Origin of the sequence: Arcobacter arenosus, from assembly GCF_005771535.1 — a bacterium.
GTDB lineage: Bacteria > Campylobacterota > Campylobacteria > Campylobacterales > Arcobacteraceae > Halarcobacter > Halarcobacter arenosus.
This window is the reverse complement of sequence record NZ_VANU01000002.1, coordinates 492,878-509,809: the sequence shown is the minus strand read 5'-3', so window position 1 is coordinate 509,809 and position 16,932 is coordinate 492,878. Positions and strand designations below refer to the sequence as shown.

The window sequence follows — 16,932 nt, the reverse complement described above, 5'->3', positions numbered from 1 at the left end:
TATGAAAAAAGCAGTTATTGAACAATTTTTGTTAGGTTTTATTCTTGTCTTTGCAACAATTACTTTTATGGCTACAGTTGGTGATGAAATTAGTGCTAGAAATAAAGCTACAAACATAAAAGAAATAGCTTATCAAACTGCAAATACAATGGTTAAAGGTTTTGAAGAGACTAATAATATGTGTTGGGCAAAACAAAAAGCTGAAGATATATTAGATTCAACAAAACTCGGTCAAGAACTTATAAAACTTAAAAACACAGGTGAAATCTCATTTACTTATGATTATTATGATTATTTACCCCTTGTTAATGATAGTGGAGGAGTAGGTGACAATCATCCAGATACTGTAATTGTAAATATTTCAAACTATTCCCATAAAAATTTTTGGTATAAATTTTTTGATAAAGATTCTTTTTCAATAGGCCCAATAAATACAATACAATCAGTTACTCCACCTTTTACTCTTACTATGAGTTATGGGGGAGGAATAAGTGGAAATGATAATATGGTTGGAACTTACCAACTTGATAACAATAACTGCGTTACAAATACTAGAGTATTAATTGATGCGCAAGACAATTATTCTGTAGGAGATAAATTAGCAGAAGATATTTCATCTCCTCCAACATACTTTTTTATTATTCCAAATGGGGGAAATAACTTTCCTTATGCAAATAAAGATGATATTATTAATATATCTCCTTCACATTGTGAAAATACTACAACTAATACACACACTGTTAATATTGGTGGTACTACAAAATATAGTCAAAAAATTCACTTTCAACAAGATGAATTAAATAATGGTGATACATTCGTTCATGTTATTCCTAAAAATGTAGTTGATCTTTACGATAAATATGTAGATCCAGTGGAAGGTAAAAACAGTAATAGTACATATAATGGATTTATTAATAATTATTGCAAATCTGATGAATTTAATGATATAAAAAAAGAAAGAAATAATGATCAAGATTTAACAAATGATATTATTGATTGTAAAACTGATCCAAATGGCCAATATAAATATGGAATGGAAGATTGGGATCAAGGTGATGATGACTACAACGATGTATACCTAGATGCAACTCAAGTTATTATTCCAAATACTGATGGTACTGATAACTATGATGTTGACTTAGCTACTAGAAGAATCGTTTTTAATCAAAACTATTGTATAAATAATGATCCTCCAACACTAACATTAACTTGTCCTAATTCAATTATGGAGGATACACCTACTAGTGCAATAACTTGGACTGCCACAGATTCTGATGGTACTGTAGAATCAAAAAATGTCAGTGTGACTGTTGGTACTGCAATAATAAATACGCCTGATGCTGAAAATGGAACAATAACATATACTCCTGAAGCAAATTATTATACAGGATTAAATGAAACTGTTACACTTACTATGACTATTATCGATAATAATGGTTCATCAGACACTGATACTTGTAGCTTCACAGTAACAGAAGTTAATGATCCACCTACAATTTCTGGAACACCACCTGAAACAATACAAGCTGGTTCAACATATTCTTTTACACCTACTGCAATTGATGTAGACAATGATACATTAACTTTTACTATTCAAAATAAACCATCTTGGGCTTCTTTTGATACAACAACAGGAACTTTAAGTGGAACACCCTCAACTGCTGATATTGGAATTTATTCAAATATAATTATAACAGTTGATGATGGTAGAGGTGGTACTGCTTCTTTACCTGCATTTGATATTGAAGTTACTATTTCAACTAGTTCAACAGATATTAATGCATCAATATTTAATAATGAAAGTTATTCTTATAACCTACCTACTTCAGCTACATATGATATAATTAAAAATCCATCAAATGGTACTTTAATTGTTGATGCAGCTACAGGTTTACTTACATATACTCCTATAATTACATTTGTAGGAACTGATACATTTAGTGTAAAAGTAACAACAGCAGGTGCGATTATCACTTATAACTTTACTATCGTAGTACAAGATCCAACAGGAGGTTGTAAAACTTTTGACTTTACATTCAATTCTGACAGTGAAGAATGGAGAGGTGGTGATGGATATAATGACTTTGTTGCAAAAAGAGATAATGGAAGATTGTTTATACCAAGAATGGAATATGTTTATCGAGCTTTAGATTTTGGGTCGAGTTGTGCAAATACAAAAATCCAAATTACTTTCTACTATGAAACATCAAATCCTTGGGATTGGAACGATAGAACAATGTTATCTATAAATAATTTTGATAAAATAGCTGATTTATATGAAGCACCTAGTGGTGGAAAAGAATATACTTATAGAACAACAAATTTCATAACTGATGATGATGGTTGGGTTGTAGTGTTTTTCGACAACTACGCAAGTAGGTCTAATGAAACAGTATATATAGATTATATAAAACTTGAAAGACAATAAGGGAAAAAATGGATTATAAACAATATCAAGAATATTCAAATATACAAGCAGCATTAGAAATACGAAGAGAAAATGTTATAGAAATTTTACAACTTTTTGTACTAATTTCAAATATTCAGAAATTGACATTTATGAAATATGATTTCAAATATAATAATTTTGTTTATGGCTTTACTATAGATGGATATGATATTATCGATGATGATATTAATTTTATAAATAATAGATATTCTATTATTTTAAAAGATGGCGATGTTATTTTTGGTAAAATCACTTTCAATAAAAAAATTTGGTACAGATCTGTATTAAGAGAACTTTTAAAAAAATCTAAATTAGCTTTAAGAAAGATTTTTGAAATAGAAAAAGATTTATTATCTCAAAACACTCCATTAAATATTTTTATAGTTACTGATAAAAATACAGTTAAATTTGCTAATAAACTTGAAACAAATCTGGATATTCTTTTAAATGCTGAAATTACTACAACACATGATGTAATGAAAATTTCTGATAAACTAAATAAAAAGAATTCTAAAAATATAATCATTTATACAGTTCAAAATAATGATTTAATTAAAGACGATGAAGAGATTTTAAGAAGCTTTAATGAATTCGTTATTGTAATTGGTCCAAATGATCATCATCTTTCACTTACATGTGGAAAACTAAATATTGAAAATTATATATCTATTGATGAATTTTCACCAGAAAGAATAAAAAACATAATTCTTGATACAAAATATAAACTTATAAATAAAAATAAAAATGATAATAAAATAATTGCAGTTGGAGGAGTATCAGGGGGGATTGGAGCGACAACAATTTCTATGAATGCTGCAGATTTAATTGCAAAAAACAATCCTAATAAAAATGTTTTGTATATAGATCTTTCTACAACAAAAGCTATTAGTAATCTATTTCTTACACAAAATCCAATTCCTAATGAAACAATAATTGACTTAGTAAATTATGGGGATTTTAATTTAAAGAAGAACTTAGAATTAGGAATGGAAAAAGTGAGAGAAAATTTTTATTCAATAAATGGAATTCAAAAACATATCGATAAAGATTTACTAGAAAAAGATAACTTCATTGAAAAAATGCTTGATTACATACTGAAAACCAGCGATCATTTTAACTATATTATTATTGATACAGGAACAGCTGACGCATCAAGTTTAAAAAGTACCATATATGACTTAGTTAATGAAATTTGGATATTAACAGAAATGACACTCCCTCATGTAAGTAAATTAAAAACATTTTATTCGCTTATGAAAAGGGCAGGACTTAAAGATAAGGTTAGTTTTGTAGTAAATAGAGTTAACTCACTAAATGAAATTTCATCTTCAGATTTTGATTCTATTATGAATACTAGTTCTAAAGAAGATAAGTTAATGTATTTAAAAATACCAAATGACTACCAAACTCTAGGTAAATGTTGGAACTATTGTGAATTAGCTTCTCAAATTTCAAAAGATTCAATTTTTATAAAAACATTAGAAGACATATTAAGACAAAAAGAATACATAGGTAATTCTACAAAAAAGCCTACCAATAAAAAAAGTTTATTTTCTTTTTTAAATAAGGATTAAAATTGAGAAACCTAAGATTACTTATTGCAGATGAAGAACAAAAAAAAGAGATAAAAAAGCAATCTTTTTCTTATGATGTTGAAGAAGAAAATGATAAAAAAGCTTATGAAGAAATTTTAACAAAAGAAAAAATTGAAAAAGTAAAAAAGAAAACAAAAGAAACAGGTTTAATATTCCCAAAACTATACCTAGATTCAAAACTGTTAGAATTAGCCTATGAAATAAATGACAATTTCATGATTAATCTAAAATCTGATAAAAAATTAACGAGAGATTCACTTGAAGAAGTTTTACCAGAATTTATTTTATCATTCAAACAAACATCAAAACTTTCTAAAAATACTTTAGAAGAGATTAAAGAGTTTATTATAAATAATGTAATTGGATATGGTCCTATAACTGCATTATTTAATATTGCAAAAGATGGATTAAATGATGTTATTGTAAATACAAAAGACTATATTGATATTATTTATAAAGGTAAAACTGTTCAAACACCATTTACCTTTAGAAGTGAAGATGAACTAAGAAAAGTAATTGATAAAATGCTTGCTGAAAACAATAGAAAAATTGATGAAGCCCATCCTATTATGTCAAGTAAATTAAAAGATGGTTCTAGGGTTGAAGTACAAATTCCTCCAATTGCTGCAAATGATGGAAGTTGTGTAACAATAAGAAAATTTAATGATCTTCCACTACTTTTAGAATTTTTAATTGATTCAGGACAAATGGATTATAAGATGGCATACTTTTTACTAAAAGTAGCTAAAGGAAAATGTAATATCATTGTTTCAGGTGGTACTTCAAGTGGTAAAACAACCTTTCTTAATGCAATGACTAGATTTATTGATGAAAATGAACAATTAATGGTAATTGAGGATACTAAAGAGATGAAACCTCAAATGCCATGTCACTCAATTAGACAATATGAAGCTAGAATGGCGAATGAAGAGGGTAAAGGTGCAATACCCTTAGATTTTTTACTTCGTTCTGCATTAAGATCTTCTCCAAGAAGAATCATCGTTGGAGAGTGTAGAGGGGCTGAGATTGTTGTTATGCTTAATGCAATGAACACAGGACACCCAGGATCTATGACAACAGTTCACGCCGATAATACAAAAGAAGCCTTAGTAAGAATTGAAAATATGTATTTAGAAGCAAGACCTAGTGCAAATATAAACTTTATTAGAGCTCAAATTGTTTCAGCAGTTGATATAATTTTACAACTTGTAAGGTTCCCTGATGGTACAAGAAAAGTTATTACAATCTCTGAAGTAGAAAGAAGAATTGAAGATAATTCAGTTATTTCATTAAATAATATCTTTGAATTTAAAAGAGATACAAGTGATATGACAAAAACAAAAGGTAAATTTGAAGTTGTATCAACACCATCAAGAACAATTACTCAAATGAATATGTTTGGGGTAGATATTGACACAACAATTTTTAACAAAGAATATGAAATGCCAAAATCGATGCTAATTGATGAATTAGAAAAAGATTTACCAGATAAAATGTGTGGATGGAAAGATGAATTTATTGATATTTTTCTTTACCAAGACCCTCAAATATTTCATAAATGGCCACATTTCCAAAAAATCCAAAGGGAAATATAAGTGGGTTTAAATATCTTAATACCAATTATAATTATCCCTATTTTATTAATATCATTAATAATTTTAATTTACAATTTTTCATTAAATTATAATAAAAAAAATAAAATAATTAATAAACTAAAAAAAGACAATAATGAGATTTTAGAAGATTCAAAGAAAAGAAATGCCTTTTCAAAAAAAGAAAGAAATTGGTTAGGAAGGAAACTAGCTTATGCAGGTTATCCTTCTTCATTTTCAGAAACTGTTTTTATAATTATATCTATAGCTTTTGGTTTTTTAGCTGCAACATTTGTAAACTTTGCTATTACAAATCCTGTTGTGTTTGTTATAAGTTTCATATTATTCAGTTTTTTCCCATTACTAATTTTAAAGAAAATTATAGATTTTAGACTTGAAGAATTCAACTTTGGACTTAAAGTTATAATTGATAAAGTAACAAGTATGATGAAAAGTGGTGTAGGATTTGAACAGGCCTTAAGAAAATCTGTTGCAACTACAAAGTCAAAATTTACAAAAGAAGTATTTAATATTTATTTAGTAGAAAAAGATATTATAGGAGAAGAAAAATCTTTTGAAAAAATGTTCAAGATGGTTGAATCAAAAGAATTAAGAATTTTTTACTTAACAATATCAATTGGTAGACAATCAGGTGGTAAATTTTCAAATACTTTAGAAAAATTAAGAAAAACACTACATGACCAAGGCGAGATTAAACAAGAGATTACTGCTTCTACAAAAGAGATAAAAGTTGGTAGTTATATGATTATTGGGATAGTTATTTTTATTTATGAAATGCTTGATCAAACTATGGATGGAGTACTCGACGAACATTTTTTTGGTACTACAGAAGGTCAAATTCAAATATTTTTTATAGCAGTTTGGGTTGGATTTGGCCTTTTTGTAAATAATTTATTAACAAAGGTAAAATAATGAGTTTAATATACTTTTCACCTATTTTAATTATTATTATTTTTTTATTAGTTTGGTATTTTTATGATAATAAAAGTCAAAAAAAACAAATTGTAAAACTATCAAAACTTGATACTTTAGCAATAGTTGACCAACAAAAAACTATAAAAGAAGATTCATCAGAAGTTCAAGAGAAGGATTTATTTTTTAAATTAATACAAGCAGGATTAACAAAAAAGGAATACAATGAAGGAAAACTAGTATTTTCACTCATTGGCTTAATAATTGGTATTGCAGCTCCAATACTTTTTAATATAAATATAGGAATGATAGGAATTTTAGTTGGTGTTTTACTTGTAATATTTGGGGGTCCTTTGTATCTATATATTGCAAAATCTGAAAGAATTGAGAAAATCAATAATGACTTGGGTGTTTTTTTAGATTTAATTAATGTAATATTAGAATCTGGAGGAGGACTAAAAAATGCCTTTTTTACTGTTTCAACAAGAGCAAATGGAATATTAGATGAAGAATTACTAAAGGAAATAGCAATTCTTGAATATGAAATGACAAATTATTCCACTAAAAAAGCTTATGAAAATCTAAAAAAAAGAGTTGATTCTGAAGATGTAGCAAAAATAGTTGACTTTTTAATTTTAAGTGAAGAAGCAGGGATTGGTGTAAAAAATATTTTTTCTACACAATCTGATGAGATGAGACAAGAAAAGTTTTATAAAATAAAGGGTAAAGTTAATACATTAAATATGTATTTAATGGTTATTATTTTTATTTTTGTATTACCTTCATTGGGAGCGTTTATAATATTCCCTATGATGGCAGGAAAATTAGAATTCGGTATGTAAAGGGAAAAAATGAAATTTGACAAACAGTTAGCGATTATATTAATATTACTTTCAATGCTATTATCTGCAATAGCAATCTCAGTATATTTTTATAATCAAAGTCAAGAAACTATCAAAAAAAATAATCAGTTAGTTGTTATATATGTTGCAAAAGAAAATATTCCAAAGGATACGTTAATAGAAAAAAAACATATCGTACAAACAACAATAGCAAGACAATTTCTTTTAACAAAACCCCTACTTGAAAAAGAGATTATAGGAAAATTTGCAAAAGAACCAATATACAAAAATGAAGCATTTTTAAAAGAAAAGTTAACTGAAAAAATTGAGAAGAAAAAAGTCAATAAAGATTTTAACTATAAATATAATAGTTACAATATGTCTTTAGATCTTTTTCAAAATCCAAACTACTCATTACAACCAGATGATATAATAAAAATTATTACTGTATACCCTTCAAGTTTAAATAGAGAAAATAATGATTTTCAAGTACAATATATTGCAAAAAATATTAGAGTAGTTGGTTTTATGAGAGATGGATATCCCTCTGACAAAAGTATAATTAAGAAAAAAATTAAAAAAATCGAGAAAAAACAGCAAGTTGAAGAAATAGTTGACATAAAAGCGGACGAAATAATATTAGATATCAAACAAGACACCTTAATCTCTTTAATTGAACATTATTATAAAGGTAAAAATATAAATGGTAAACAACTTTGGATGGTAAAATCAAAACTTGAAGAAGAATCAGATAAAGATGCTGAAAAGAAAAATGAAGAAAAGAAAATAAAAGAGATTGTTGTAGCTAAAAAAGCTAAAAAGAAATATATTCCTAAAAAGAAATATTATCCAGTTAAATGGTATCAACCTAAAAATGAAGTATCAACAAAAACTGCAACAATTTCTTATGCAAATAATAAAGAATTGCAAGAAACAAAAAAAGCTAAAATTATTTCAAATTATGCACAAGAATGTTCTAAAAAAGATAAACTGTTGATGGTAGTTTCAAATAGTACAAAACTAAAGAAAAAACCTTCACATAAAGCTAAGACACACAAAACTTTATACAAGAACTATGTTGTTGCATATAAAAGTGTATCTAAAATTAATCCTTCATGGTATTTAATTTGTGATGATAGTTATATAAATAGCGAAGATGTAGTTATTACATCTTATGACGAATATATAAAATTAAAATAAGAAGATTATATGGAAAATAAAACGACTAACATGAAAAAAGCTGCTATCGAAAATATACTCGTTTGGATAGTACTTTTTGCAATGTTTGCCTCAATTTTTTTCTTTGTTATAAACTATACTGTAATAATTAGAGCGAAAGATACGATGGATGCAATAGCTGATTTTGGTTCAAACTATGTTGCAGTAAATGGTATTGGAGATGATTTGTCTGACAGAATGAATGATATTAAATCAAGAAACTTTAGTAATATAAATGCAGATACATCTACAATATGTAATACAAATAATGATAATGAATATAAGGTTATTTTCAATGTGACAGCTACAAATAATAATTTATATTTTTACAATGGACAACTATTCAGTAAAAGAGTAGTTTTTAATCAAGATGGAACTGGAGACACAATAACATGTGATTTATCAGTTACTATAAATAATTAGGAGAGAAAAAATGACCAATATTTTTAAATATATCATACTTTTAATGATAACTTTAATATCACTTAATGCCTATGATATAGATGATAAAAAAATATATCAAAAAGATTTTGAAAATAAAACTATATATTTACCATTAAATAACTACCGGACTTTAATTTTTGATGAAAGAATTAAAGGTATACAATTAACTAATAGTGAAAATATTAGAGCAGAATTTATAGACACTGATCATTCTCCATTGAAAATGTTAAAAGTTTTAGGGAAAAATATAAGTAATGAAAGTGCAATTGTTGAACTAGAAAGTGGACGAACTATACAAGTAAATTTTAGTATTATGCAAAATTTAGACACTATAATCTCTATTGTTAAAACCACATATCCTGAACTTATAATAGAACAAGCAAATGATACAATTATATTAAAAGGATATGTAAAAGATTACAGAGAAAAAGATAAGGTCTTAGATATATTTAAAAAATCTGGCATAAGTCTTGAAGAAAAACTTGTTGACATGATTGAAACTTCTACTCCATCTAAAATGATTAGAATTAAACTTTATGTTGTTGAAATAAATAATGATGATGGAATTGATTTAAAAAATGGGTGGTCATTGTCAAGTAATAATTATCAAACCTATACAGTATATGATGAAGTAAATGATAGAGAATATACTCGAAATTTCCCTCTAGGGTCTGTTCCTGATGCAGGAGTAAGAGATCAATATAATGATTTACTTGATACAGCTTTGCAAACATATATAGCTGAAGCAGTTAGTTTAACTGGTGGTTTAACTGGTGCAGCAAATTATTTAGGTAAATACTTTAATACATCTTTAGTATTAAATTATTTATCATCAGAAGGAGTTGCAAACGTTTTAAATGAATCTACATTATTAACATTAGAAAACTTAAGTGAAACAGATGATGGTGCAGCTGAATTTTTAGCAGGTGGTAGTATTAGACTTCCTGTTAGTACAACTACAACAACTACAACTAACTCTGGATATGAAGAGATTGAATATGGTATTAAGCTAAAGATAAAAGCAAAAAATGTGATGAGAAATAACTATATTGATTTAGAAATTACTACAAGTAATACCACTCTTGACTGGACAAATGCAGTTAATGATATCCCAAGTTTTAATAAAAATGAAGTAAAAACAAATATTCTTACAAAAGATGGTTCAACTATTATTTTAGGCGGACAAATTACAAATAGTAATAGTTTTGACTCAAGTAAGATACCTCTATTAGGAGATATTCCAGTTCTTGGTAAATTATTTTCAAGTGACTCATTTAAAGAAGGTAAAAGTGAAGTTGTATTTTTCTTAACCCCTGAAATTATTGATCCTGCAGAAAATAACCAATTTGAGAGTTTTTTAAAAACTAAAAAAAGAATATTAGATACATCAAAATATAAAGATAGCGTCTCATGGGCTGATGAAAAGTATGATAATGAGAAAAAAGAAAAAGAGATTACAGAAACGACTAAAAAAGTAGAAACAAAAGAAGAAAAAGTTGAACTAACAGATGAAGAAAAGCATAGAAAAAGGGTAAATGAAATACTTTATAGAAATTAACTAGTAAATAAATACTAGTTAATTTTTTCTACTAATTGAGAAGGGTTTAAAAATAAACTCTCTTCAACCTTTTTTGTATCTCCATGGGGAATAAAATCATCTTCATATTCAAATGATGTAACATCAACAAAAAGTTTTTCTTTATTTAAAAATTCTAAAATAGCACTTCCTACTCCACCTTGTTTTTGTGAGTCACTAAACACATACCATTTTGAATATTTCTTTGATAATTCTCTTAAAGTTTCTTCATCTAAAGGTTTTACAAATCTTAAATCTAAAATTGCTATATCTTCTTCATGAAGTTTTTCAGTTTCACAGGCTCTAGTAACACCAGCACCATAAGCAATAAAAAGTTTATCAGAACTTCCTTCTTTTAAAAGTTCTGCTCGTCCTAATGTAAAAGGTGTTGATTTAAATTCTAATTCACCAAAAGCACCTCTAGGATATCTAACAGCACAAGGACCTTGTGCTTCATATGCAAAATCTAACGCATATTTTAATGTTTCATTATCTCTTGGAGCACAAAGAATCATATTTGGAATAAATCTTAAATATGATATATCAAAAGCTCCTTGATGTGTTTCTCCATCATTTCCTACAATCCCTGCTCTATCTATAGCAAATACAACAGGAAGATTCATTAAACATACATCATGAATAATTTGATCAAAGCCCCTTTGTAAAAAAGTAGAATAGATTGTAATAAATGGTTTAAATCCCTCTTTTGCCATTGCAGCCATTGAAGTTACTGCATGTTGTTCAGCAATAGCAACATCCCAAAATCTAGTTGGGAACTCTTTCATTAGCTTATCAATTCCTGTTCCACTAGGCATTGCCGCAGTTACACCAACCACATTCTCATGTTTTTTTGCCAAATCTAAAAGGGCATCAGCAAAAACTGCAGTTGCAGATTTAGCGGCATTTTTCTTAACAAATTTTCCATCATCAATATTAAAAGGCCCTACCCCATGCCAACATTCATGTTGACCTTCAGCAGGAGAATAACCTTTTCCCTTAACTGTTCTAGCATGAACAATAACAGGTTTTTTCATATCTCGTGCAATTTCAAGGGTTTCAATAATCTCTTCTAGATTATGTCCATCAATAGGACCGATATAATCAACTCCCATCTCCTCAAATAGTATTCCAGGAGTAATAAGCTTCATAGCTTCTTCCATTCTTTTAGCTATATAAGTAGTCCCTTCTGGCATATTATTTTTAATAAATCTGTCTACTTTATCTTTGAAACTTTGATAATACTTTCCTGCTAAAATTTTTGATAAATATTTAGAAATTGCACCAATAGGTTTTGCTATTGACATCTCATTATCATTTAAAATAATTACAGTTGGATATTTCTTGTCCCCAAGTTCATTTAAAGCTTCATATACCATTCCTGCTGTCATAGAACCATCACCTATCATAACAACAGGAATTCTATTTTCACCCTTTAGTTTTATAGCTTTTGCAGCACCCACTGCTAAGGAAATAGAAGTTGAACTATGCCCTGCTACAAAATAGTCAGCATTTGATTCTTTAGGCTTTGTAAAACCACTTAAACCATCAAATTGTCTAATTGTTTCAAATTCATCCCATCTATCATTTATTAATTTATGAGGATAACATTGGTGAGATACATCATAGATAAAAGGATCTTTTTTTACATCAAAAACTTTATGCATTGCGACAGTTAACTCAACTGCACCAAGTGTAGAAGAAAAGTGTCCACCTTTTCTTGATACAACATCTATAATCCTATCTCTGATATCTTGACAAATTACTTCTAATTCGTCAAGGCTCTTTTCTTTTATTTCCATAGTCCTAAGCTCTTTATTTTTTTAGTTCGTCCAATACTTCATCTAATACTTTAAATACTTTTGTATTTTGTTCTTCTGATCCAATTGTAATTCTTATTGCATTAACTCCATAAGAAGTTAAATCTCTTATAATAATACCTCTTTCAAGTAAGTTTTGAGCAACTTCTTTAGAGATATATTTATCTTCAAATTTCAGTGTAATAAAATTTGTATAACTATCTATATATGAAAAACCTTTATTTAAAGCATACTCTTCATATCTTTTCATTTCATCAAAATTAAGTTTTATGCACTCATTTACAAACTCTTCATCTTTTAATGCCTCAATAGCAGCTGCAAGAGATAATGTTGAAATATTAAATGGAGGTCTTAATTTATACATTGTTTTTATAATATCAACTTGACCAATTCCATATCCAGTTCTCATTCCACCTAAAGCATAAGCTTTTGAGAATGTTCCTAAATAAACTGTATTTGGGAATTTATTTATTAAATCAGCTGGATCAATTCTCTTTTTTGAATCTTTAAATGCCGCATATTCTTGATAAGCACCATCAACAACAACTAATGTCTCACTATCAATTTTTTCTAAAAACTCATAGACATCTTTTGTATCCAAGCACTCACCAAGTGGATTATTTGGCAAACATAAGAAAATCATATCTGCACCATGTTCTTTATACATAGCTTCAAATTGCTCTAAATTGTGCTGATCATCCGGTGTTCTTAAAATTTCAGCACCTGCTTGTCTTCCATAAATTTCATACATAGCAAAAGTAGTTTTGCTCATTAAAATTTTAGAATTTTCATCACATTTTGCTTTTACTAAAAAATCAATTACTTGGTCACTTCCTGCACCAATAACAATGTTTTCACTAGTAACTTTAAACTTATTAGCAAGAGCTTCTTTTAATTCATACATTGAATCATCAGGATACATAAACATATTTTTTGAAATATCTTGAATTTTTTTAGTTACTTTTGGTGAGGTTCCATATGGATTCTCATTTGAAGCAAGCTTTACAATATCTTTTGTATCAACTCCATATTCTCTAACTACAAGCTCAATTGGCTTTCCTGCTTCATAGATTTTACAATTATCCAGAACTTTATTAAATTTCATTTTTAAATATCCTCTACTTCTTTAACATATGAACCTAAGAATTTTATAGATTCACCATGTTTATCAAAAATTGTTTTTACATTATCATCATCTTTATGTCCATTGAAATCAATAAAGAAAATAGAAACACCCTCTACAATGTGTGATTTGATTTTTGTCAGGTTTATTCCTGCTCTATCAAAATCTGTTAGAAATTCAACTAATGCACCAGGAGTATTTGGTAATTTAACTAATATTGATGTTTTATCATGTTCACTTTTACCATTTTCAAAATCACTAACAATAAAAAATCTTGTTTTATTGTTATCTTTATCTTCAATATTTTCAAATAAAATTGGAAGATTATAAATCTTTGCTCCAACATGGGAACAAATTGCTGCACTTCCTTTTTCATTTAAAGCTAATTTTGCAGCTTTTGTTGTTGACTCAACAGGTATATGTTCAACTTCATCAAGTCCAACATTCTCTAAAAATCTACTACATTGATCAAAGGCAATATCTTTAGAATAAATTCTTTTTATATCTGAAACCTTATCACATGTTGTTGCTAGAGTATGGTGAATATTTAGAACCACTTCAGCAATAATTTTAAGGTCATAATTTGAAAGACAACTAATGGTATCACTTACAATTCCATTTGAAGAGTTTTCAATAGGTATAACTCCAAATTTTGCTTTTTTTGAACTAACTTCCCTAAATACACCTTTAATAGAGCCAATTGGCAAATATGAACTCATTGCACCAAATCTACCCTCTGCTGCTTGATGAGTAAAACTTCCTTCAGGACCTAAATATGCTATATTTTCTGGAAGTTCTAAATTTCTAGAAATAGCAAAAATCTCTAAAAAAAGTGCTTCAATTGCAGTTCTATTTAGTTTACCATCATTTAATGACTCAAGTCTATCAATAATAGCTTTTTCCCTTTCAGGTCTATATATTGCTCCCCCACTTTGTGCTTTTAACGCTCCAACTTGATGAACAACTTCCATTCTTTTATTTATAAGTTTTAATAATTCATTATCAATTGAATCTAACTTATCTCTTAATTCTTGTAGTCCAGTCTCACTCATAACCCAACCTTTTTATTGCTTTTATTATTTTATAAACTCTTCTTCTAAAGCAATTATATCTTCAAAAGTCTCTCTTTTTCTGATTAATCTATATTCACCATTTTCATATGCAATTTCAGCAACTTTTCCCCTAGTATTATAATTGCTTGCCATTGTAAAACAATAAGCTCCTGCAGAATATATAGCAACCAAATCATTATGTTGTGTTTGTGGTAATTCAATATTTTTAGCAAAGAAATCTCCACTTTCACAAACAGGACCAACTAAATTACAATCGCTAAACTCTTTATTATCATTTAAAACTTCAATTTTATGGTAGGCATTGTATAAAGCTGGTCTAATTAAATCATTCATAGCTCCATCAACAATAACAAATCTTTTTTCACCATTTATTTTTTCATATAAAACTTTAGTTACAAAAGTACCACTATTCCCTACTAAAAACCTTCCTGGTTCACATACAATTGTAATATCAAGACCAAACATTGTTTCTAAAATTGCTTGTGCATATTCATTTGTATCAATTAACTTTTCATCATCATAAATAATTCCAAGTCCCCCACCAACATCTATAAAAGAAAGCTCAATTTTAAGAGCAGAAAGATTTCTTACTAAATCAGCAATAATTTGAACTGATTCTTTAATTGGTTGAAGTTCAGTTAATTGTGAACCAATATGGCAATGAATACCAGTTGGTTCTAAATTATCTGAGTTTTTACATTGAATATACATTCTTTTTGCTGTATCAATATCTACACCAAATTTATTTTCATGTAATCCTGTTGAAATATATGGATGTGTTTTTGGGTCAATATTAGGATTAACCCTAATAGAGATTCTTGCAACAACATCAAGTTCTTTTGCAATAGTTTCTACTCTTTGTAACTCTGCATCTGATTCAACATTTATCATTAAAATACCAAGTTCTAATGCTTCTTTTATTTCAGAGTCAATTTTACCAACACCTGAAAAAATAATCTTATATGGAGCTATTCCAACTTTTAATGCTCTTTTTACTTCACCAATAGAAACACAATCAGCCCCTGCACCTAAAGATGCTAAATGTTTTATAACTGATAGATTTGAGTTTGCTTTTACAGCATATGCGATTAAAGACTTTCTTGCTTTAAATGCAGTTTTTAACTCTTGATATTGATTTGTAATATAATCAAAATCATATACATAATATGGTGTTTGATATTTGTCTGCTAATTCTTTAAAATTAATACTCATTTTTTTCCTATAACAATTTAAAATTTTAATTTAAAATTCCAATAAATTTTAAACAAAAACTTTTAATCTGTACTGATAAATTAACTTCAAATAAATAGTTAAAAATAGTGAGATTTTGTTTGAAATTCAAGACGGAGAAGAAAATTTAATCTAGGAGTTTACTAAAGTAAATGACTAGTTAAATTTTCTTTGACAACGTAGAAGTTCTACAAAAGATTATAGTTTATAACTATTTATCCGTACCATTCCAAGCAATTGTAGGTCTTCCATCTTCGTTGAACTCAACTGCTGGCATACCCATGATATTAAACCCTGAATCCACATAATGAATCTCACCTGTAACAGCCGAACTTAAATCAGATAATAAATACATACCCGAATTTCCAACTTCATCAATTGAAACATTCTTTTTAAGTGGTGAGTGTGCTTCATTCCATTTTAACATAAACCTAAAATCACCAATTCCTGCAGCAGCTAATGTTTTAATTGGTCCTGCACTAATTGCATTTACTCTAATTCCATCTTTCCCTAAATCCTCAGCTAAATATTTAGTTGTCATCTCTAAAGCAGCTTTTGCTACTCCCATTAAGTTGTAGTTTGGAATATATTTTGCTCCACCATAATATGTTAATGTTAATACAGATGAATTTTCTGATAATAAAGGTTTTAATTCTCTTACTACTTCAATAAGTGAATAAACAGATATATCCATAGCAATATCAAATGCTTCTTTTGAAATATCATAAAACCTTCCAGATAATCCCTCTTTTGGAGCAAAAGCAATTGAGTGTACAATAAAATCAATTTTACCCATATCTTTTTCAATAGATTCTTTTAAGGCTTTAATCTCTTCTGGTTTTGAAACATCACATGGATAAACACAGTCTGCACTACCAAACTCTTCAGCAATTGGAACAACTCTTTTTTTAAGAGAATCATTTAAATAAGTAAATGCAATTTCTGCTCCTTGAGCAGCACAAGCTTTTGCTATACCATATGCAATTGATTTATTATTTGCAACACCTAAAATAACACCTTTTTTACCCTTCATAATCATC

13 protein-coding genes are annotated in these 16,932 nt (G+C 27.8%); 8 read left to right on the top strand and 5 right to left on the bottom strand.

Annotated features, from left to right (window positions below):
- Window position 1 precedes the first annotated feature (1 nt).
- The 8 genes from FDK22_RS07035 to FDK22_RS07000 are packed head-to-tail and all read left to right on the top strand — an operon-like array spanning window position 2 to window position 10,631.
- Window positions 2-2,428 carry an Ig-like domain-containing protein gene (locus FDK22_RS07035; RefSeq protein ID WP_138152198.1) on the top strand — a complete coding sequence of 809 codons (2,427 nt, stop codon included), beginning with the start codon at window positions 2-4 and terminating at the stop codon, window positions 2,426-2,428.
- An 8-nt stretch (window positions 2,429-2,436) separates the two neighbouring features.
- Window positions 2,437-4,023: a CpaE/TadZ family protein gene (locus FDK22_RS07030; protein ID WP_138152197.1), complete on the top strand. Its 1,587-nt coding sequence runs from the start codon at window positions 2,437-2,439 to the stop codon at window positions 4,021-4,023.
- Between the two features lie 2 nt (window positions 4,024-4,025).
- Window positions 4,026-5,639, top strand: coding sequence for a TadA family conjugal transfer-associated ATPase (locus tag FDK22_RS07025; RefSeq protein WP_138152196.1), 1,614 nt, complete (start codon window positions 4,026-4,028; stop codon window positions 5,637-5,639).
- Window positions 5,640-6,569 carry a type II secretion system F family protein gene (locus tag FDK22_RS07020; protein ID WP_138152195.1) on the top strand — a complete coding sequence of 310 codons (930 nt, stop codon included), beginning with the start codon at window positions 5,640-5,642 and terminating at the stop codon, window positions 6,567-6,569.
- Window positions 6,569-7,411, top strand: coding sequence for a type II secretion system F family protein (locus FDK22_RS07015; protein WP_138152194.1), 843 nt, complete (start codon window positions 6,569-6,571; stop codon window positions 7,409-7,411). The genes FDK22_RS07020 and FDK22_RS07015 overlap by 1 nt, the downstream gene beginning before the upstream one ends.
- 9 nt (window positions 7,412-7,420) lie before the next feature.
- Window positions 7,421-8,611 carry a CpaB family protein gene (locus tag FDK22_RS07010; protein ID WP_138152193.1) on the top strand — a complete coding sequence of 397 codons (1,191 nt, stop codon included), beginning with the start codon at window positions 7,421-7,423 and terminating at the stop codon, window positions 8,609-8,611.
- A 9-nt stretch (window positions 8,612-8,620) separates the two neighbouring features.
- The gene (locus FDK22_RS07005) at window positions 8,621-9,052 is read left to right on the top strand and encodes a hypothetical protein (RefSeq protein ID WP_138152192.1); all 432 of its coding nucleotides are present in this window, start codon (window positions 8,621-8,623) and stop codon (window positions 9,050-9,052) included.
- A 10-nt stretch (window positions 9,053-9,062) separates the two neighbouring features.
- On the top strand, window positions 9,063-10,631 hold the full coding sequence (locus FDK22_RS07000; protein WP_138152191.1) for a type II and III secretion system protein family protein: 1,569 nt from the start codon (window positions 9,063-9,065) through the stop codon (window positions 10,629-10,631).
- A gap of 14 nt (window positions 10,632-10,645) precedes the next feature.
- Here the strand turns inward: FDK22_RS07000 and dxs are convergent, their stop codons facing one another.
- From dxs to fabI, 5 genes are all read right to left on the bottom strand, one after another.
- On the bottom strand, window positions 10,646-12,448 hold the full coding sequence (gene dxs / locus FDK22_RS06995) for a 1-deoxy-D-xylulose-5-phosphate synthase (protein ID WP_138152190.1): 1,803 nt from the start codon (window positions 12,446-12,448) through the stop codon (window positions 10,646-10,648).
- A 13-nt stretch (window positions 12,449-12,461) separates the two neighbouring features.
- Window positions 12,462-13,571 (bottom strand): histidinol-phosphate transaminase, encoded by a 1,110-nt coding sequence (hisC, locus tag FDK22_RS06990; RefSeq protein ID WP_138152189.1) that lies wholly within the window; start codon window positions 13,569-13,571, stop codon window positions 12,462-12,464.
- A 2-nt stretch (window positions 13,572-13,573) separates the two neighbouring features.
- Window positions 13,574-14,641, bottom strand: a complete 1,068-nt coding sequence (pheA, locus tag FDK22_RS06985; RefSeq protein ID WP_138152188.1) for a chorismate mutase — start codon at window positions 14,639-14,641, stop codon at window positions 13,574-13,576.
- A gap of 24 nt (window positions 14,642-14,665) precedes the next feature.
- Window positions 14,666-15,874 (bottom strand): diaminopimelate decarboxylase, encoded by a 1,209-nt coding sequence (gene lysA, locus FDK22_RS06980; RefSeq protein ID WP_138152187.1) that lies wholly within the window; start codon window positions 15,872-15,874, stop codon window positions 14,666-14,668.
- A 229-nt stretch (window positions 15,875-16,103) separates the two neighbouring features.
- Window positions 16,104-16,931: an enoyl-ACP reductase FabI gene (gene fabI / locus FDK22_RS06975; RefSeq protein WP_138152186.1), complete on the bottom strand. Its 828-nt coding sequence runs from the start codon at window positions 16,929-16,931 to the stop codon at window positions 16,104-16,106.
- Window position 16,932 lies beyond the last annotated feature (1 nt).